At 40.0% G+C, this 18,351-nt stretch carries 20 protein-coding genes and 1 pseudogene; 20 read left to right on the forward strand and 1 reads right to left on the reverse strand.

The genetic code is table 11. The annotated features are described in order from the left end of the window. Positions 1–1,284 precede the first annotated feature (1,284 nt). The 8 genes and pseudogenes from IPP77_15465 (at position 1,285) to nuoH (ending at position 8,148) form a co-directional block, all read left to right on the forward strand. Positions 1,285–1,647 carry an NADH-quinone oxidoreductase subunit A gene (locus tag IPP77_15465; GenBank protein MBL0311005.1) on the forward strand — a complete coding sequence of 121 codons (363 nt, stop codon included), beginning with the start codon at positions 1,285–1,287 and terminating at the stop codon, positions 1,645–1,647. A 44-nt stretch (positions 1,648–1,691) separates the two neighbouring features. Further along, a complete protein-coding gene (locus IPP77_15470) occupies positions 1,692–2,225 on the forward strand; it encodes an NADH-quinone oxidoreductase subunit B (protein ID MBL0311006.1) in 534 nt (177 codons plus the stop codon). 12 nt (positions 2,226–2,237) lie between these two features. Further along, positions 2,238–2,768 (forward strand): NADH-quinone oxidoreductase subunit C, encoded by a 531-nt coding sequence (locus tag IPP77_15475; GenBank protein MBL0311007.1) that lies wholly within the window; start codon positions 2,238–2,240, stop codon positions 2,766–2,768. Positions 2,769–2,777: 9 nt separating this feature from the next. Beyond that, entirely contained in the window at positions 2,778–4,016 is a 1,239-nt protein-coding gene (locus IPP77_15480) for an NADH-quinone oxidoreductase subunit D (protein MBL0311008.1), read from the forward strand. Positions 4,017–4,026: 10 nt separating this feature from the next. After that, positions 4,027–4,563 carry an NAD(P)H-dependent oxidoreductase subunit E gene (locus IPP77_15485; protein ID MBL0311009.1) on the forward strand — a complete coding sequence of 179 codons (537 nt, stop codon included), beginning with the start codon at positions 4,027–4,029 and terminating at the stop codon, positions 4,561–4,563. 3 nt (positions 4,564–4,566) lie between these two features. Continuing rightward, positions 4,567–5,947 (forward strand): annotated as a pseudogene (nuoF, locus tag IPP77_15490) (NADH-quinone oxidoreductase subunit NuoF). A 19-nt stretch (positions 5,948–5,966) separates the two neighbouring features. Beyond that, complete coding sequence (locus tag IPP77_15495; protein MBL0311010.1) at positions 5,967–7,019, forward strand: (2Fe-2S)-binding protein; 1,053 nt, start codon at positions 5,967–5,969, stop codon at positions 7,017–7,019. 73 nt (positions 7,020–7,092) lie between these two features. After that, a complete protein-coding gene (gene nuoH / locus IPP77_15500) occupies positions 7,093–8,148 on the forward strand; it encodes an NADH-quinone oxidoreductase subunit NuoH (protein ID MBL0311011.1) in 1,056 nt (351 codons plus the stop codon). A 760-nt stretch (positions 8,149–8,908) separates the two neighbouring features. On the opposite strand, the gene IPP77_15505 is transcribed toward nuoH, so the two are convergent. Further along, positions 8,909–9,106, reverse strand: a complete 198-nt coding sequence (locus IPP77_15505; GenBank protein MBL0311012.1) for a hypothetical protein — start codon at positions 9,104–9,106, stop codon at positions 8,909–8,911. Between the two features lie 190 nt (positions 9,107–9,296). Between IPP77_15505 and IPP77_15510 the strand changes: the two genes are divergently transcribed. The 12 genes from IPP77_15510 to IPP77_15565 all read left to right on the forward strand — a co-directional run bounded on the left by IPP77_15510 (position 9,297) and on the right by IPP77_15565 (position 18,345). Then, complete coding sequence (locus IPP77_15510; GenBank protein ID MBL0311013.1) at positions 9,297–9,944, forward strand: fibronectin type III domain-containing protein; 648 nt, start codon at positions 9,297–9,299, stop codon at positions 9,942–9,944. 69 nt (positions 9,945–10,013) lie between these two features. Next, the gene (locus IPP77_15515; protein ID MBL0311014.1) at positions 10,014–10,310 is read left to right on the forward strand and encodes a phage integrase N-terminal SAM-like domain-containing protein; all 297 of its coding nucleotides are present in this window, start codon (positions 10,014–10,016) and stop codon (positions 10,308–10,310) included. Further along, on the forward strand, positions 10,304–10,897 hold the full coding sequence (locus tag IPP77_15520; protein ID MBL0311015.1) for a tyrosine-type recombinase/integrase: 594 nt from the start codon (positions 10,304–10,306) through the stop codon (positions 10,895–10,897). The genes IPP77_15515 and IPP77_15520 overlap by 7 nt, the downstream gene beginning before the upstream one ends. A gap of 114 nt (positions 10,898–11,011) precedes the next feature. Then, positions 11,012–11,551: a hypothetical protein gene (locus tag IPP77_15525; protein MBL0311016.1), complete on the forward strand. Its 540-nt coding sequence runs from the start codon at positions 11,012–11,014 to the stop codon at positions 11,549–11,551. Between the two features lie 13 nt (positions 11,552–11,564). Next, positions 11,565–11,969, forward strand: coding sequence for a hypothetical protein (locus tag IPP77_15530; GenBank protein MBL0311017.1), 405 nt, complete (start codon positions 11,565–11,567; stop codon positions 11,967–11,969). Beyond that, positions 11,962–12,150 (forward strand): hypothetical protein, encoded by a 189-nt coding sequence (locus tag IPP77_15535; GenBank protein MBL0311018.1) that lies wholly within the window; start codon positions 11,962–11,964, stop codon positions 12,148–12,150. Before IPP77_15530 ends, IPP77_15535 begins: the two co-directional genes overlap by 8 nt. A gap of 448 nt (positions 12,151–12,598) precedes the next feature. After that, on the forward strand, positions 12,599–12,808 hold the full coding sequence (locus IPP77_15540) for a hypothetical protein (protein MBL0311019.1): 210 nt from the start codon (positions 12,599–12,601) through the stop codon (positions 12,806–12,808). Between the two features lie 162 nt (positions 12,809–12,970). Further along, positions 12,971–13,768 (forward strand): hypothetical protein, encoded by a 798-nt coding sequence (locus IPP77_15545; protein MBL0311020.1) that lies wholly within the window; start codon positions 12,971–12,973, stop codon positions 13,766–13,768. Between the two features lie 146 nt (positions 13,769–13,914). Further along, positions 13,915–14,139 carry a hypothetical protein gene (locus IPP77_15550; protein MBL0311021.1) on the forward strand — a complete coding sequence of 75 codons (225 nt, stop codon included), beginning with the start codon at positions 13,915–13,917 and terminating at the stop codon, positions 14,137–14,139. 4 nt (positions 14,140–14,143) lie between these two features. After that, on the forward strand, positions 14,144–14,302 hold the full coding sequence (locus tag IPP77_15555) for a hypothetical protein (protein ID MBL0311022.1): 159 nt from the start codon (positions 14,144–14,146) through the stop codon (positions 14,300–14,302). Between the two features lie 12 nt (positions 14,303–14,314). Next, positions 14,315–14,503, forward strand: coding sequence for a hypothetical protein (locus IPP77_15560; protein MBL0311023.1), 189 nt, complete (start codon positions 14,315–14,317; stop codon positions 14,501–14,503). Positions 14,504–14,688: 185 nt separating this feature from the next. Then, on the forward strand, positions 14,689–18,345 hold the full coding sequence (locus tag IPP77_15565) for an Eco57I restriction-modification methylase domain-containing protein (protein ID MBL0311024.1): 3,657 nt from the start codon (positions 14,689–14,691) through the stop codon (positions 18,343–18,345). Positions 18,346–18,351 lie beyond the last annotated feature (6 nt).

Raw genomic sequence — 18,351 nt, forward strand, 5'->3', positions numbered from 1 at the left:
CAGAGCCTATCTGCCGGATTTTTTTTACAAAGAATGGCGCGCCCCTCCCGATCTATTTAAAATATTTTGGAAGAATCGAGAGCGTCGGGCTTATATTCAGCCCCTAAACCTGCCACAGTGCAGCGCTCTTCATCAAGTTCTATAGACTTTACTGGAAACACAAAGTTCTTTCAAAGATTTTTCTAACCAGAGAACAGAGTCCTTATAAATGGACAGATTTGCGCTTTTTCACCCTGTTTGCACTTTCTACCTTGCGTTTGCACTTTCTACCGAGAATTTGCCGTTTCTACGGCGCGTTTGCACTTTCTATCTCAGAAACGGTGCAAATTTTTTGTAAAAGCATTTTTTTTCTGGAATTTGCATTTCCTACGCCGCAAAAGCGGAAAACAGGATTTTTGGGCCGAAGACTACAAAAGTCTTTAAGACCTTTGTAGTTTACACAAGTCCTCTATTAATAGCTAGGCGGCTGTTATCCCACCCCCACAGAGCGCAGTCTGTGTCCATAAGTGTTCGAAACCTTACTTTTCAGTGGCGATTATCATGGCTAAAGCCAATTTTAATAAGCCCATGGCCACCACGCTTCAGTGCCTGTTGCGAGTCTGTTTCATAAACTGTGTCATATATAATAGGTAAACCCGGGCGTCTTGGCAAAACCCGAAATGCTTAAGTCCCCGCTGGCAAGTTTGTAAACGCGCCAAGCTTAGCTGCTATATATATCCGAGGGTTTCTTTTTTCATCCGCTCGTCCTTTTCTAAACAAAAGCACTGAAAAGCGTATTTGCTTGACTCTTTCGCAAATTAGCAAAACACTTCTTCCTATTAGCTTGCCTTGTTTTCCTATTTGCTTGACCTCTTTGCAAATTAGCAAAACACTTTTTCCTATTAGCTTGCCTTGTTTTCCTATTTGCTTGACCTCTTTGCAAATTAGCAAAACACTTTTGCAAACATGCTTTCGAGCTTTAATTGATGGAAATGGCGTGTTTCGGATGGTTTTCGTGGTTTTTCAGGGGTTTTGCACCATCAGGCTCTCTTCGCTTGGCTTGGTGTTTTAGCCTTCAATATTTATAACAGAGCAAGCCTCACTAATGCCAAAGGCATGGATAACCACAAACGATTTGCAGTATTTGCTTTCGGGAATGGGGATGGCGTTCCTAAAGCATAAAGGTATAAGACGGCAGATTTATTCTAATTGAATATACGCCTTTAATCATTCCGAACATTTTGTTGGCAAATCGGTGAATAATAACACCTATCTGATTATTTTTGCGGCGCTTTAAAGAAGATTATGAGTACCAATCTTGATTATTTACCTATAGCAATGCAATTTATATTCGTGGCGGTATTCATCGCCGGGATGATTGCTCTTTCGCATTTTGTCGGCCCACGCAGAAGTTCGCCCAACAAAAACTCCAGCTTTGAGTGTGGCATTCCTCTATATGGTAGCGCTCGAATCCCATTTTCCGTTAAATATTTTTTAGTAGCAATTCTGTTTGTCATCTTTGATGTGGAAGTGATATTTATGTATCCTTGGGCCGTTAATTTTAGAAGCATGGGGCCGGAAGGTTTTTATAAAATGCTGATGTTTATGGGTTTGCTTTTGATTGGGTTTTTTTATGTGATAAAAAAGGGTGCCTTAGATTGGGAATAAAGTAATTTTTGAAAATGACAGAAGTAATTAAAGGAGGCATAAAGATGGCAGAAGCCCCTCAGGGTTTACAAGGGGAAGGTTTTTTTGCCACACAGTTAGATAAAGTAGTAGGATTGGCTCGCTCCAAGTCCCTGTGGCCGCTTCCTTTTGCTACCTCTTGTTGCGGGATTGAATTTATGGCGACCATGGCTCCGCATTATGACTTGGCGCGTTTTGGTTCAGAGCGTCCCAGTTTTTCGCCCCGTCAGGCAGACATGTTGATGGTGATGGGAACCATAGCCAAGAAGATGGGTCCAATCCTTCGTCAGGTCTATGAACAAATGGCAGAGCCTCGTTGGGTGATGGCCGTGGGGGCTTGCGCTACTTCGGGAGGAATATTTGATACGTATTCGGTTCTACAGGGAATTGACAAAATCATTCCGGTTGATGTTTATGTGCCGGGATGTCCTCCTCGTCCGGAACAGATTTTGGATGGCGTAATGAAATTGCAGGAGTTAGTCAAGAACGAGCCGATGAGAAGAAGAAATTCGCCCGAGTATAAAGCGCTACTGGCTACTTATGGAATAACTATTTATTAATTGAATGAAACTGTGGCTTTAAGCAATCAGGAAATACAAGAGAGAATCACTACCCATTTCGGCGAAGCTGTAAAAGATTTTACCGAATCTTTTGGCATGATGACCTTTGAAGTAGAAAGAAGTAATGCAATCGAGTTGTTGAAATTTCTTCGGGATGATGAAACGCTTCGCTTTAATTTCCTCACTACTCTATGTGGGGTACATTACCCGGATGCTGAAGTGGAAAGGCAATTTGCAGTGGTCTATCACATGCACAATTGGGTAGATAATGTCCGCATCCGATTCAAAACTTATTTGAATGGACAGAATCCTGAGATAGCGACAGCCACCACCGTGTTTCTTACAGCCAATTGGATGGAAAGAGAAACTTATGACTTTTATGGATTCAACTTTATGGGCCATCCCGATTTAAGAAGAATCCTGAATATGGATGAAATGGTTTCTTTCCCCATGCGCAAAGAGTTCCCTTTGGAAGATGCAAACCGGACGGATAAGGATGACCGGTATTTCGGAAGAGAACCGCAAAATGTGAATTTGAATTAGTGTGAAGAAATGGCAGATTTAGTAATAAAAACAATCGAAGAAAAATACGCGGAGCGGATCAAGCAACGCGAGAGTGAGGATGGCAGTGAATTGTACATTCTGAATCTAGGGCCTACGCATCCCGCTACACACGGAATCTTTCAAAATGTTCTCTTAATGGACGGTGAAAGAATCCTCGATGCAGAGCCAACCATTGGTTACATACACCGTGCATTTGAAAAGATTGCAGAGAACCGCCCTTTCTATCAAATCACTCCACTTACTGATAGAATGAATTATTGTTCTTCCCCTATCAACAACATGGGATGGTGGTTGACTGTGGAGAAGTTACTTGGAATAGAAGTGCCAAAGCGCGCACAATATATCCGGGTCATTATGATGGAACTGGCGCGTATTGCAGATCATTTGATTTGTAATTCAATCCTAGCGGTTGATACCGGTGCTTTCACAGGTTTTCTCTATGTCTTTCAATATCGGGAGAAGATTTATGAAATCTATGAAGAACTATGCGGCGCTCGTCTTACGACCAATATGGGTCGCATGGGTGGATTGGAAAGAGATTTGAGTTCGGCAGCCTTTCGTAAGTTGGATACATTTATGAAAGATTTCCCGGCGGCATTCAAAGAGTTTGAGGATTTGGTTACCCGTAACAGAATCTTTATGGATCGTTGTGTGAACGTGGGGGCGATTAGTGCCGAAAGAGCTATTTCTTATGGATTCACCGGTCCAAACCTGCGCGCAGCAGGGGTGGACTATGATGTTCGTATCGCTTCTCCTTATAGCAGTTATCAGGATTTTGATTTTGATATTCCCGTGGGGAAAAGCGGCGATACTTATGACCGCTATTGTGTGCGCAATGCAGAAGTATGGCAAAGTTTGCGCATCATACAACAAGCAATTGATAAGATGCCCGAAGGGCCTTATCATGCTGATGTGCCGGATTATTACCTGCCGCCTAAAGAAGATGTTTATACCAGTATGGAGGCGCTGATTTATCACTTTAAGATTGTAATGGGTGAGGTACCGGTGCCAGTAGGCGAAGTATATCATTCGGTAGAAGGCGGTAATGGTGAGTTAGGATTCTATTTGATCAGTGATGGAAGTCGCGTTCCATATCGTTTGCATTTCCGCAGACCATGTTTTATTTATTATCAGGCCTTCACCGAAATGACCGTGGGACACTTGTTGAGTGATGCAATTGTAATACTGAGTTCGATGAATGTAATTGCTGGAGAATTGGATTCGTAAGATTTAGAAAATGGCATTAGCAGAAGTTATAAAAGAAGAAATCAAGTTCAGCGACAAATTGCTGAAGCGTATTGACGAGTTAAAATCTCATTTCCCCGAAGGGAAACATAAGAGCGCTTTGCTTACGGTGCTTCATGAGGTTCAGGATGAACATAAAAACTGGCTCAGCATACCGGTGATGGATAAAATTGCTGCCTTGCTCAACATCCAACCTATTGAGGTGTATGAAGTGGTGACTTTCTATACGATGTATAACCAAAAACCAGTTGGCAAATACATGTTTGAATTTTGCAGAACAAGTTGCTGCGCTATTCGAGGATCAGAAGATTTGATGGAATACACGATGAACAAACTCGGGGTAAAAGAAGGGCAAGTGACTGATGACGGAATGTTTTCAGTAAAAGCTACGGAGTGTCTAGGAGCCTGTGGTTACGCTCCGATGTTGCAGTTGGGCGATTTTTATCATGAGTTTTTAACTCCCGAAAAAATGGACAAGTTGATTGAGGATTGTAAGGCGGGAGAAGTAAAATTCTTTTCAAAAGTGTAAGGAATGGCAGGCAAGAAGATATTATTAGAGCACGCAAACGTACCGGGGATAGAAACCTACGAAGTCTATCGCAAGATGGGAGGTTATAGTGGCGTAGAGAAGGCGCTGAAAGAAAAAACTCCAAGCGATGTAGTGGAGGAGGTAAAGAAGAGCGGACTGAGAGGTAGAGGAGGTGCAGGATTCCCCACGGGTCTTAAATGGAGTTTTATAGATAAAAAAAGTGGCAAGCCGCGCCACTTGATTTGCAATGCGGATGAAAGTGAACCCGGAACTTTCAAAGATCGTTACTTAATGGAGAAACTCCCGCATCTGCTGATTGAGGGGATGATTATCTCAAGTTTTGCCTTGGAGGCAAATCAATCCTACATTTATATCCGTGGCGAATACATGTGGATATACAGAATTCTAGAACGCACCATTAACGAGGCCTATGCTAAAGGATGGCTGGGGAAAAATATTCTCGGCACTGGTTATAATCTTGATTTATATGTAACCTGCGGTGCCGGTGCTTATATATGTGGGGAAGAGACTGCTTTGATCGAGTCTTTAGAAGGCAAGCGCGGCAATCCGCGAATTAAACCTCCATTCCCAGCCGTAGTGGGGCTTTACGGGAATCCAACGGTAGTGAATAACGTAGAGACCCTGATGGATATACCTTGGATTATCCGGAATGGGGGAGAAGAGTTTGCGAAGATCGGTATCGGCCGCTCAACCGGAACTAAATTGATTTCTGCTTCAGGAAATATTAAGAAGCCGGGGGTGTATGAAATTGAATTGAATGTACCCGTTGAGGAGTTTCTAATGAGCGATGAATATTGTGGAGGTATGCAAACCGACCGACCTTTGAAGGCCTGCGTACCCGGTGGTTCATCCGTGCCCATACTTCCGGCAAATCTTCTATTCAAAACCGAGAAAGGTGAGACCCGTCTGATGACCTATGAAAGTATGTCAGATGGAGGATTTGCAACCGGTTCTATGATTGGCTCTGGTGGATTTATTGTTTATGACGACCGTCAATGTATTGTTAGAAATACTTGGAACTTCTCTCGTTTTTATTGGCATGAAAGCTGCGGACAGTGCTCCCCCTTGTCGAGAAGGCACCGGTTGGCTTGAAAAAGTAACATGGAGATTAGAACATGGATATGGCAAGATAGACGACATTGATTTGCTTTGGGATATTCAGCGCAGGATTGAAGGCAATACAATATGTCCTTTGGGGGATGCAGCCGCTTGGCCGGTAGCTGCGGCCATCCGTCACTTTAGAGATGAATTCGAATATCATGTTCGATTTCCGGAGAAAATAAAGGATAGGAAACATTTTGAAAAAGAACCTTTTGAAAGTGTGAAACATTTATTGAAGAAAGAGAAACCGGTGTTGGTTTAAGTTTTGAATTTTAAGTTTTATGAAAGTAACCATAGACGGAATAAGCGTCGAAGTAGAGCCGGGAACCACTATCCTCAATGCAGCGCGTAAAATAGGCGGTGATTTAGTTCCACCCGCCATGTGCTATTATAGCAAGTTAGATGGAAGCGGTGGCAAGTGTCGTGTTTGTTTAGTAGAAGTAAGCAAAGGAAGTGATGCCGATCCGCGCCCTATGCCCAAGTTAGTGGCATCTTGTTGTACGCCGATAATGGACGGCATGGAAGTGAAAAACATGATCAGCCCCAAAGTGCAGGACATGCGCAAAGGAGTAGTTGAATTTCTCTTAATCAACCATCCTTTAGATTGTCCTATTTGCGATCAGGCTGGTGAATGCGATTTGCAAAACCTCAGCTTTAATTTTGGGGTGGCAAACAAGCGATATGAAGAGGAGCGGAGAACCTTTGATAAAATAGATATTGGCGACAAAATCCAACTACACATGACCCGTTGCATCCTCTGCTACCGGTGCGTGCTCGTTGCCGATCAACTCACAGACCAACGGGTTCATGGGGTGATGAGTCGCGGAGATGCTGCGGAGATTTCTACTCACATTCAAAATGTCGTTGAGAACGATATGAGCGGGAACATGATTGATGTCTGTCCCGTAGGAGCCTTAACTGATAAGACTTTCCGCTTCAAATCAAGAGTATGGTTCCTCAAGCCCTATAATGCTCATCGAAATTGCACCAAATGTTGCGGAAAAGCCGCTGTTTGGATGTTTGGCAAAGAAATCTATCGGGTCACAACGCGCAAAGACGAATTTCGTGAAGTAGAAAGCGACGAAAACGGAAAGCCTGAATTTATCTGCAACGAATGTCGCTTTGAAAGGAAAGATTTGAACGATTGGGTTATTGAAGGCCCGCGCAAAAAGGAAAAATGGAGTGTCATTAACCAGAATAATTACATCCAAAAACTTGAACCGGTAGAAATTGATACCGACGAGCGGCTGCTTACCGGAAGAAAAGAAGACCAGAAAGCGATTAGCATGAACAATATCAATACAGAAGAACAAACACTTAGCGACGGAAAATAAAAGTAGCCCCCTACCCCCCGAAGGGGGAACCAGTTCCCCCTTCGGGGGGTAGGGGGCTTTTAACATCTAACTTATGGAACTATCCCTCTTCATAGAAAAAGCAGTCATCATTCTCGTTGTCTTTGGCATCACGATGTTCATTGCCCTCTACTCTACCTTTGCCGAAAGAAAAGTCGCAGGATTCATTCAAGACCGTCCCGGGCCTAACCGCGCCGGATGGGGTGGTATCTTTCAACCCTTAGCCGACGGACTTAAAATGTTTACCAAAGAAGACTTCATTCCCAACACCCCCAACAAATTCCTATTCATCCTCGGCCCCGGCCTATTTATCGTCACCGCCCTCATGACCAGCGTCGTCATCCCTTGGGGCGCTACACTCGACCTATTCGGACGCAAAATCCTATTACAAGCTACCGACATCAACATAGCCATCCTCTTCGTCTTTGGAACCGTCTCCGTGGGTGTTTACGGCATCATGATTGGCGGATGGGCCTCCAACAACAAATACTCCCTGATGGGTGCCGTTCGCGCATCCTCACAAATGATTTCCTACGAAATTGCTATGGGTCTTTCCATCATTGCCGTACTAATGATGACCGAAAGCCTCAGCCTACGCACCATCACCGAGCAACAACACGGCTTCTGGGACGCTAACAGCAACTGGCTCTCCTGGAACATATTCAAACAACCCATTGCCTTCCTCATTTTCCTCATCTGCGCCTTTGCCGAAACCAACCGAACCCCCTTCGACCTACCCGAATGCGAAAGCGAACTGGTAGGAGGCTACCACACCGAATACTCCTCCATGAAACTCGGCTTCTACCTCTTTGCCGAATACATCAACATGTTCATCTCCTCCGCCATCATCGCCATCATCTTCTTTGGCGGCTATAACTATCCCGGAATGGACTGGATATCAAACATGCTCGGCGGCAACATCGCCACCCTACTGGGTGTCGCCGTCCTCTTTGCCAAAATCTTCTTCTTTATCTTCTTCTACATGTGGGTGCGCTGGACCGTTCCTCGCTTCCGCTACGACCAACTGATGGACTTAGGCTGGAAAGTTCTAATCCCCCTCGCCATCGTCAACATCCTCATCACCGGCGGAGTAATACTGCTGTGGCAATAAGAACAAGATTCTAAATAACCGGCCGTGCAGTCTGTGCGCCCTGTAGTCTTATAAACTAAACTGACTAACAAAAAATAGTTATGGCGCGCCGCCATGCTGAAACGCAAGGCGTCAGGCTTTCGGCTCTATCTTTTTCTTCAGTCTAAAATATTTTTGGAAAGAAAAAGGATGCCGCCTCTATCCTTCGCGCGGCCCTACCCTCCACACCTTGCCCTACCTACCAACAGGCCACCACTTCGGGCAACCCAAAAAGATGTCAAAAGACATTTTTCTATACCACATTCGTTTTTTACTATTGCATATACGATCAAAGATCATTAGGCAAAAATGGTTTCTGCAACAGACAAAAACACTTACGCCCCCTCTCGAACACCGACTACGGCTGGTGCAGACCTCAACAGCAGCTCCTCCATTTTCCCCACCCGCTTCCTAAACCATAAGTTTTCCTTTTCTAAACAATATAACAAAACCTTCAACCGCACGTTTGGCTCTTCCGTTCATGCGAACGCCTGCCTTGTTCATGTGAACGTCCCCTTAACTTAATGACATTGGACACGAGCAAGGGCGGGGTTTTCTGCGCTTAATCAATAATGAAATATACTTAATCAATATAGCACCTGTCGTAACCAATAAAGCTCCAGTTGTGATTAGAACCGCCACGATTCTGATTAAGAAAAATTTTTTCTTAACCGCTAAAGCTTTTCTTCTAACCGCTAAGCCGTTTTTCTTAACCGCTAAACGATTCTGCTAAGCCCTTTTCTTAACCGCTAAAGCGAAATTGCTTAACCGCTAAAACCGCATTCCTAACCGCTAAAGCCGCAAAACCAACCGCTAAAGCAAAAATCTTAACCGCTACAAGGATTTTCTTAACCGCTAAAGCCGCATTCTTAACCGCTAAAACCTTTTTCTTAACCGCTAAAAATGTTTTAGCAGTTGAGAAAAGTGACGTTCTAATCACTTTTGGTGTTAAATTAATGAATAACGCCGCTTTTTGAGCTAAAAGGGGGCATTTCGCGCCTACTTCACCGTTTCCCCTAATCCAAGCCGTTTATATGCTAATTAGGTAACAGGATACATACGTAAAAACACGCAAGCAATCAAAAAAATGGCTTAATTTTGCGTTGTATTATTCACCAAAATTGGGCTCTATGAATATGCAACTACTCATCCTCATTCTTACTGTTTACAATGCCAAGAATGGCCTGCGCAATATCGCTCCTATGCAACTGGTGGAGCGCTGGAGAATATGCATCAAGGCCCAGACGGCAAATGCTCATTTCCCTTTTCCAAACCCCACGCTGCTGGCGCAGGCTGCTATGTGCCTCCGTTTGGAAAAAGCCATACAGGCAGCGGAGAGCGGCGACCGGAATAAAATTGCTTTTCGCAACGAGGTGTTTGAGGAAGCCAAAGATATGTTCCGCCTCATGGTGTTTTACGTAAACAATATAGCCAAAGGCAACCGTGAAATCATTCGCAGTGCAGGCCTGGAGGAAAAGAAAGGCAAAGGCTCTTCCGTCCTGCCCGGACAGGTAAAAAAGCTGAAGGCGGTTTATCATGGTGTGGGCAAGATCAAACTGCTCTGGAAAGGCATGGCCAAAAAAGAAATATACTATCACATCGAATTTACCACCGACCCGGTAAAAGGCACTTGGCAAAAAACCAAGAACGGTACGAAGGATGATAACTATATCGTGTCCGACCTCGTGCCGGGCGTAGAATATTTCTTCCGCGTCCGCGCATCAAACTCGCTGGGTGGCGGTGATTGGAGCGAGGTGGCAAATTTTAGGTGTGGGTAGGGTTCCATAGCGATTCACCCGTTGGTGAGAACGGGGCGGCGAATTTTTTATTTAGTGTCTCTATCATTGATGATTTCTATATTTGAAGAACAAGTTTATTCAGCTATTATGAATGAATACCACCTCAAAGCCCTTAAAGCGACCAAGGAAAAACTCCGGTTGTTGAATTACAGCGACAATACTATCCGCAACTATATCAACTGGTTGCAATATTTTTTTGAGCGCTTTCCTGAACAAAGACCTTCGCAAATCAGCAAAAAGAAATCATGGAGTTTTTTTCGCTTACCGGGAGAAGGGAAAAATGGAGCAGCTCGGCGCAAAACCAAATTATCAATGCTATTAAATTCTTTTTTGAACAAGTGGTAGGTAAACGCCGGGAAATCTATGATTTGCCGAGAGCCAAAAAAGAATGGAAACTACCCACGGTTTTTGCCGAAGAAGAGGTAAAAAGTATCCTCCAGGCTTTGGATAACTTAAAACATAAGACCATTCTGTGCTTGGGATATGCCTGCGGACTGCGGGTGAGTGAGATCGTGAACATGAAGCTGAAAGATATTGACAGCAAACGCATGGTCATCACCATCCGGCAAGGGAAAGGGAAAAAAGACAGGCAAGTAATGCTTTCCGAAAAGCTCTTATTGATGATGCGGGAATATTTTAAAGTTTATAAACCTAAAGAGTGGCTGTTTGAGGGGCAAAGCGGAGAACAATACAGCACCCGAAGCGCGCAGTTAATCTTAAAGGCCGCCAAGGAAAAAGCCGGTGTGAATAAGAAAGGCAGTATACATGCCCTTCGCCATTCCTTTGCAACCCATTTACTGGAAGGGGGTACTGATTTAATAAGTATTAAAGAACTGCTGGGTCATAATAGTCTTTCAACCACCAGCATTTATACCCATGTAAGCAAAAAGCAACTGAGCAAAATACAATCACCTTTAGATAAATTGATTTAGAAAAGCGAAACTCAAACTTTCGCTTTTCCATCGTTATAGTATGAAATAGCGAAAGTTTTGATAGATTTATTTCGCATAATAAATGTTATGGGCAAGCTTAAAAAACAGACGACTATGAAAAAAATCACAATTCTACTTTTGACAATTCTGTCATTGAACTCGTGCCAATCAGGTGACGAACAACAAACCGTAACAATTGAAAATAAATATTCAGTTGCCATTCCTTCCTTTTTGACTAAAGCAAAAGGACTAAATGATGATGCATCTTTACAATATCAACACGCTTGGAAAGAGTTCTATGTAATCGTTATTGACGAATCAAAATCTGAAATGCAAAAGGCTTTGGATGATAATAACCTTTCAGAATCATATTCAAATGACATCAAAGGTTATTCGGACATACTTATGAATGGGTTTGAGCAGACAATATCTGTATCAAATAAATCTGAAATCCTTGATACCACAATTAACAATATGCCTGCACGACTTTTAACTGTAAGTGGTCGAGTTGAAGGTATTGACGCTTTTTATTCGTTAGCATTTATTCAAGGGAAAGAAAGATACTATCAAATTATGGCTTGGACTTTATCGAGCAAAGAATATGAATACAAAGACAAGATGAACCGAATTATGTATTCACTCAAGGAACTTTAAAATCAAATGAAAAATGTTAGATAACACTTGGAATAACATACTCGACTGGTTTCGGGACAGAAGCGAAAGAGCAAAACTTGTTCGCAGTTTCAATGAATCCGCAAGGACTTCATTTGTTGCTGGCATCGCACCAACATTATTGAAAGCAAGCATTTCAAAAGGAGAAAGTTCATATAAACATCAATTTTCAAATTGGCTAAATACTGGCTTTAGAATTCAAGCTTTTACAGGCAGAGTTCTGACAAAAGACGAACTAATTCATATCGGAAAAGTAATACTTGACGATGATGTTTTGGTTCGCAGACTAATTGTTCTCGGTTGGGACACTTTAGAAATACACGGTGACGCTGGAACATACGGTTGCAGATGGCAATTAAAAGATTATATACCACTTCCTAAATTCAACGAAAATGAATGATACTTTAATACAAGACAGCATCAAAGTAGCAGGACAAGCTATTACAAAAACAACAGAAACTGGGGAACAAACAAATTGGTGGATGTGGCTTGCCATAGCCGAATTTGGGATTATTGCATTTCTAATATTAAGGGAGCAACTCAAGCCGAAAGACACAGCAAAGCAACGCTTCCAAAAATGAATCATTAAAGCAAGAAATTGACTTTGGGAACATCATTAACAGTTCTTTCAATTCAATTCAACTTTTATGACGAACTAAAGGTAAAAGTGCCATCCAGACCGGTTTCCAACTGACAAGGAAAAGAACTCAATTGCAGAAAATATTTTCAAGAGATTAGCAAAAACAAAAAATAATGTCAAGCGACTGCTTGAATTAAAAGAAGAAGCAATTCAAAAACTAAATATTAACTTTTAAAAATCAAACAAAATGGAAAAACTCGTATTTCTTGTAATCATTGCGGCACTTGTAGCCTTACTTGGTAGAAACCGCAAAATCGGATATGGCTGGAGCTTTGTTCTATGCCTTTTCTTTCACCAATTACCGGAGTTACATAATTTCTCTTCTCGAAGAAAGTTGACTCAGTTGACTTTGTAGATGTAAAAAAGAAAATGATAAAAACTAAAATAATATGAAGACAACAGGAATTGTATTAGCTGTAATTGGCGGACTTTCAACACTCGGTGCAATTATTGGTGCAGCTAACGGACACCAAACAAATTTTGCTGGACTAACATTTGTGGTTTTAGGTGCATTTTTAATAAGTCGTGCCAACAAAAAGAAAGAAGAAGAAGAAAAGAAAAAGCAATGGGAACAAGGGACTAATGACGACAAAAAATAGAAAGCCAGCCCATAACAGCACCTACAAGAAATTGGCGGTTCAGTGGTTAAATCAAGCTTTGTGCTTCGTATCAAGTTCAGTGGTGGTAGACGGTTTTCGTCTCCGAAATCGCCAACTTCTTGTAGCTGCAAAACGTTAGCGGTAATTTTAAAACACACGACAATGAAGAAACTAACGGTAATAATTTGGATTGCACTAACAAGTGCTTTAACTGTTTTCGGACAGACAATAGAAATTGGAATGGATGCCAACAAGGTTAAACAGCTCATTCACTGGACAACGCAACAACGGACAGGTTACGACAGCTACGGTAACTCCAAAGGCAACAATGTTGACTATGATGTGAAGTATTACAACGGTCAAATCACAGAGGTAATTCAATGCTACGCAAACCAATATCTTCTTGATTTCAGGATTTCTGCCACTTTTTGCAAGCGTTACATTATGGAGTATGGGACAGCTTATGTCCTTACTCAATATGAAAACGTTTCTACAGAAGTTCTTAAATCAAAATATGAAAACAGCTACGGTGACAAACGAATAGGCGATTTATTTTTCTCGGACGACTATCAACACTACTCAAAAATTTATTTGGCTAAAAACGGTATGGCTACTATTGAATGGCGTAAAACCGAGACAAATTCTTTGCCCGCAAATATTAAAGCCCAAATCCAAAACAGCTTAAAGAAAAGGAAGACGAAAAAATTAAAAACAACAAGCAGAAGAAGCGAAAGCGAAGGAAAAGAGATAAAATCAAAAACCTATGACCTCGCAATTTACGACAGCGTCAAGTATAAAAGTTTAGTTAGCAACTTTTGGAACGACATAGAGTATTCACTAAAATCCACATCTATGTTTCCAGACTTTAATTCTTTACAGGAGCAACAAGACAAATTTTTTTTTTTTAAAAATACTTACAACGCACATTATAAACTTGTTGACTACAGCGAGAAAGCGTAGATTATGGATATTATATTGCTGCTGGCTCAAATGACATTCGCAATGAGAACAAGTTTACATTAGTGTCGGGAACAGACAATGACTGTAGGTTTATTAAAAAAGTATCATTTAGCTTACCTTCAATTTACATTGAGAGTTATAAAGTTATGACCGAAGCGAAAATCAATAATATTTCAGTTGAGTATATTAAAGGTATTACAAAGGCAAAAATTAAAAATGGTGTTGTGACGTTTGTAAAAGACTTACCACCGACAGAAGCACAAGAAAGACTGGTTGAACAATTGGAAACTGAACCTAATGGCTCAGTATATGTAAAATACCAAATAGGAAAGGTAATGGACAAACCATTTATAATCATTGACAAATTCTAATCCAATGGCAGATAAACAAACAAAAGTAATCCTTACAGGAGACTATGACGCAAGACAAATCAGAGCTTTGCTGACCAATTTTGTATTGACCAACGAGGCACAATTGGGCAACAAAAATGTATCAAACGCGACTGACATTGAGATAGTAAAGCACGATAATTAAAAACAGCAGACAATGAATTTGAAGTTACGATTGACTGGAATGAAAGGAAGAAAAACTACCGCTAACATCGGGTTGCCAAAAGCGGGGCTGACGTGTATAATTGAACGTTTGTGCTTCTATTTTGCATTTGTGCAGGCGGACAGTTTAGTGCTTCTAATGCCCGCCTTCGGCAACCCGAAAAACGTTACCACCAATGCTTAAAGACAGACAAACCGACAATGAAAACGACCGAAAAAGCCAGCCGCACAATTAGCACATTTGGTTTTGCCCGACACACAAGCCGACCCTTCGCAAAACCAAAAGAGCCATTTTTTTGCCAACGCACTGACACCGTTTCGACATTAAAACTTATCTTAACCGACTGAAAAAAGAATATAAAATTGTAGATGGAATTAAAAGAATTGAAACCAAGAAAGGCACTAAACAAAGCCTTTTTAAAAGTAAAACCGAACAGGACTGAAATTGAAGGTTTCAAGACCAATCTAATTACTTTACTCGACAGGACAAATGACACAGAAAGCGAAGAGTTTCATAAAAACCTTGTCATTGACTTCTTAAATAAAACATACTACGACCCAAACCATTATATAAATACTAAAGGTCGAAACGACCTTGTTATTCATAATGGAAACACGGCTAAAAGTTCCGTTGGTGTAATCATTGAAGCTAAAAAGCCGACCAATAAATCAGAAATGATTACCACTAAAAAACTGAACGCAAAAGCGTTTCAGGAATTAGTGCTTTACTACTTACGAGAAAGAATAACACATAAAAATCTTGAAGTAAAACACTTGGTAGCGACCAACATTAACGAATGGTTCATTTTTGACGCTACCCTATTCGATAGACTTTTTGCTCAAAACAAAAATCTCGTAAAGCAATTTACAGAATTTGAAGGCGGACGTTTGGCAGACACAAAAACTGATTTTTTCTACAAACAAATTGCCGAGCCTTTTATTGCCGACATAACAGCAGAAATTGAATTTACATACTTCAATATTCAAGATTATCAAAAGCCACTTCGCAATGATGACAAAGCGGACGACAATTCGCTAATTGCTTTATTCAAACTCTTATCACCTGAACATCTTTTAAAACTTCCTTTCACGAACGACAGCAACAGTCTTGACAAACGCTTTTATAGCGAGTTGTTGCACATTATCGGCTTGACCGAAACCAAAGAAGGAAATAAAAAACTTATTGAAAGAAATAAATCAGGCGAAAGACATTCAGGAACAATACTCGAAGATGCAATTATTCAGCTTGACAGTTTAGATAAATTAAGCCGTCTTGAAAAACCAAGCCAATTCGGAAGCACAATACCAGAAAGATTATTCAGCGTTGCACTTGAATTAAGCATTACTTGGATAAATAGGATTTTATTTTTAAAGTTGTTGGAAGCCCAACTTATAACTTATCACAAAGGCGACAAATCATATTCTTTTCTGAATTTAGATAAAATCAAAACCTATGATGACCTAAACAGCTTGTTCTTTCAAGTATTGGCTCGTAAGTTTAAAGACAGAAACGATGATGTAAAAAAAGCATTTGAAAAAGTTCCATATCTAAACTCATCACTTTTCGAGCCTACTGACATAGAGCAAGTAACCTTATTCATTAGCAACTTAAAGGATGACAAGAAAATTCCAATTATTTCAACTACTGTATTAAAGAATGACCAAGGCAAAAAGCGAACTGGAAGTTTAAATACTTTAGAATATTTATTTGAGTTTTTGAACGCCTATGATTTCAGTAGTGAAGGTTCGGAAGAAATTCAAGAAGATAACAAAGCACTTATTAACGCATCTGTTCTCGGTTTAATATTTGAGAAAATAAACGGATACAAAGACGGCTCATTCTTTACTCCGGGTTTCATTACAATGTATATGTGTCGTGAAACTATTCGCAAAGCCGTTGTTCAGAAATTCAACGAAACAAAAAAGTGGAAGTGTAAAAACATTGAAGAACTCTACGATAAAATTGAAGACCGAAAAGAAGCCAATGAAATTGTAAACAGTATCAAAATTTGCGACCCTGCCGTTGGTTCAGGACATTTTTTGGTTTCGGCACTTAATGAAATGATTGCCGTAAAAAACGACTTAAAAATTCTGCAAGACAGAGAAGGTAAACGATTAAAAGAATATCAAGTTGAAGTTGTAAATGATGAACTAATTGTAACTGACGAAGAAAGTGAACTATTTGAATACAATCCAACTAACAAGGAAAGTCAAAGAATACAAGAAATGCTTTTCCACGAAAAGCAAACAATAATTGAAAATTGCCTTTTCGGTGTTGACATCAATCCCAACTCTGTAAAAATTTGCCGTTTGCGTTTGTGGATTGAATTATTGAAAAATGCTTATTACAAAAACGCCACAGAACTTGAAACACTTCCAAACATTGACATCAATATAAAATGCGGCAACTCTTTAGTGAGCCGTTTCTCAATGGATGCCGATTTGAGCCAAGCATTAAAAAAGAGCAAAGGCAAATGGAGCATAGATATGTATCGTATTGCAGTAGACACATACCGCAATGCCGAAAGTAAAGAACAGAAAAAAGAAATGGAACGACTGATTGCCGACATTAAATCGGATTTTAGAAGTGAAATTTCAATGACAGACCCCAAAGTAAAAAAGTTACGAAAATTATCAGGCGACCTTTTTAGGTTGACAAATCAAGGGCAACTTTTTGAAATGAGCAAAAAGGAAAAAGCGGAATGGAATAAAAAAGTTAAAGACCTGACAAAAGAAACAAAAAAAATAGAAGGAGAAATTGAAGATATAAAAGCAAACAAAATATTTGAAAATGCTTTTGAATGGCGTTTTGAATTCCCTGAAGTTTTAAATAATGATGGCGACTATGTTGGCTTTGATTTAATAATTGGTAATCCTCCGTATGTATTTACAAGAGAAGCTGATTTTGACAATCTTTATAAAAATTACGTTGCAGATTTTCTAAGTAAGCATTCAGTTAAAGCAATTTCAAAAGGTTTGAATATCCAAACAGGGAAAATAAATCTGTTCGGTTTATTTATGGTGCGGTCTTTTGAATTGATGAAAAACAATGCCGTTTTTTCGTTCATTATTCCAAACAATATTCTAAGAGCAACAACCTATGAAGCTGTTAGACTTTTTCTTCTTGACAATTGCAAGATTACCGAAATTGTAGACTTAGGTTCAAATGTGTTTTCAGAAGCAACAGTATCAACTGTAATCTTTAGTTACGAAAAAGGTGAGAGCACAGGAAAGACAAAGATTATAAAAGACATTTCAGATTTTGAGAAAGGCAAATACACTAAGTCGGAAATTCCTCAAAGTTTGTTTAGGAAAAATGTAAGTTTCACTTTTAACATTCTTCTCAACGATATTGAAATTAAATTAATTGAAAAAATCCAAGCAAATTCTAATCCTTTGAATAACTACTTTAAATACATTTCTCCTGGAATAGACGGTGATAAGGACAAATATGTAAAGAGTTCAAAAGTAAACAGCAAATACAAACCACTTCTTTATGGTAAAAACTTTGGACGTTATAATATTTCCTTCGACAATAATTACATCAACTACGACAGAGAACTTTTAAACAGAGCAAGAGAAGAGGAAATTTATCTTTCAGACAAAATAATAATTCAAAGAATTAGTGGCGGGACAAGCCCACTAACTTGCACAATTGACAGAAACCAGTATTATACTTTTAACTCAGTAAATAATCTTGTTTTAAATGATGATGCAACTATTTCGTTAGACTATTTCTTAGCATTGTTAAACTCAAAAATTCTGAATTGGTATTACTCAGTTATGTTTTCAAACAAATCTACTTTGACAGTAAATATTTCAAAGACTTTTTTGAGTGAACTACCAATTAAGGAAAGCTCATCGAAACACAATGAAATCAAAAAACTTGTTCAGACAATTTTAGCTACAGACAAGAGTGATGTAAAGAAAACTAAAGACTTAGAAGCAAAAATTAATATGGCTGTTTATGAAATTTATGGCTTGACAAAAGACGAAATTGAAATTATAGAAGAAAGTGTAAAATGACAACAA

Source organism: Bacteroidota bacterium (assembly GCA_016722375.1).
Taxonomy (GTDB): Bacteria; Bacteroidota; Bacteroidia; order Chitinophagales; family LD1; genus Bog-950.

Excerpts from the sequence above, each read along its gene's own strand:
- IPP77_15465 (MBL0311005.1), top strand. The coding sequence starts at position 1,285 with ATGAGTACCAATCTTGATTATTTACCTATAGCAATGCAATTTATATTC.
- IPP77_15470 (MBL0311006.1), top strand. The coding sequence starts at position 1,692 with ATGGCAGAAGCCCCTCAGGGTTTACAAGGGGAAGGTTTTTTTGCCACA.
- IPP77_15480 (MBL0311008.1), top strand. The coding sequence starts at position 2,778 with ATGGCAGATTTAGTAATAAAAACAATCGAAGAAAAATACGCGGAGCGG.
- IPP77_15485 (MBL0311009.1), top strand. The coding sequence starts at position 4,027 with ATGGCATTAGCAGAAGTTATAAAAGAAGAAATCAAGTTCAGCGACAAA.
- IPP77_15495 (MBL0311010.1), top strand. The coding sequence starts at position 5,967 with ATGAAAGTAACCATAGACGGAATAAGCGTCGAAGTAGAGCCGGGAACC.
- nuoH (MBL0311011.1), top strand. The coding sequence starts at position 7,093 with ATGGAACTATCCCTCTTCATAGAAAAAGCAGTCATCATTCTCGTTGTC.
- IPP77_15510 (MBL0311013.1), top strand. The coding sequence starts at position 9,297 with ATGAATATGCAACTACTCATCCTCATTCTTACTGTTTACAATGCCAAG.
- IPP77_15515 (MBL0311014.1), top strand. The coding sequence starts at position 10,014 with ATGATTTCTATATTTGAAGAACAAGTTTATTCAGCTATTATGAATGAA.
- IPP77_15525 (MBL0311016.1), top strand. The coding sequence starts at position 11,012 with ATGAAAAAAATCACAATTCTACTTTTGACAATTCTGTCATTGAACTCG.
- IPP77_15530 (MBL0311017.1), top strand. The coding sequence starts at position 11,565 with ATGTTAGATAACACTTGGAATAACATACTCGACTGGTTTCGGGACAGA.
- IPP77_15535 (MBL0311018.1), top strand. The coding sequence starts at position 11,962 with ATGAATGATACTTTAATACAAGACAGCATCAAAGTAGCAGGACAAGCT.
- IPP77_15540 (MBL0311019.1), top strand. The coding sequence starts at position 12,599 with ATGAAGACAACAGGAATTGTATTAGCTGTAATTGGCGGACTTTCAACA.
- IPP77_15545 (MBL0311020.1), top strand. The coding sequence starts at position 12,971 with ATGAAGAAACTAACGGTAATAATTTGGATTGCACTAACAAGTGCTTTA.
- IPP77_15550 (MBL0311021.1), top strand. The coding sequence starts at position 13,915 with ATGACCGAAGCGAAAATCAATAATATTTCAGTTGAGTATATTAAAGGT.
- IPP77_15555 (MBL0311022.1), top strand. The coding sequence starts at position 14,144 with ATGGCAGATAAACAAACAAAAGTAATCCTTACAGGAGACTATGACGCA.
- IPP77_15560 (MBL0311023.1), top strand. The coding sequence starts at position 14,315 with ATGAATTTGAAGTTACGATTGACTGGAATGAAAGGAAGAAAAACTACC.
- IPP77_15565 (MBL0311024.1), top strand. The coding sequence starts at position 14,689 with ATGGAATTAAAAGAATTGAAACCAAGAAAGGCACTAAACAAAGCCTTT.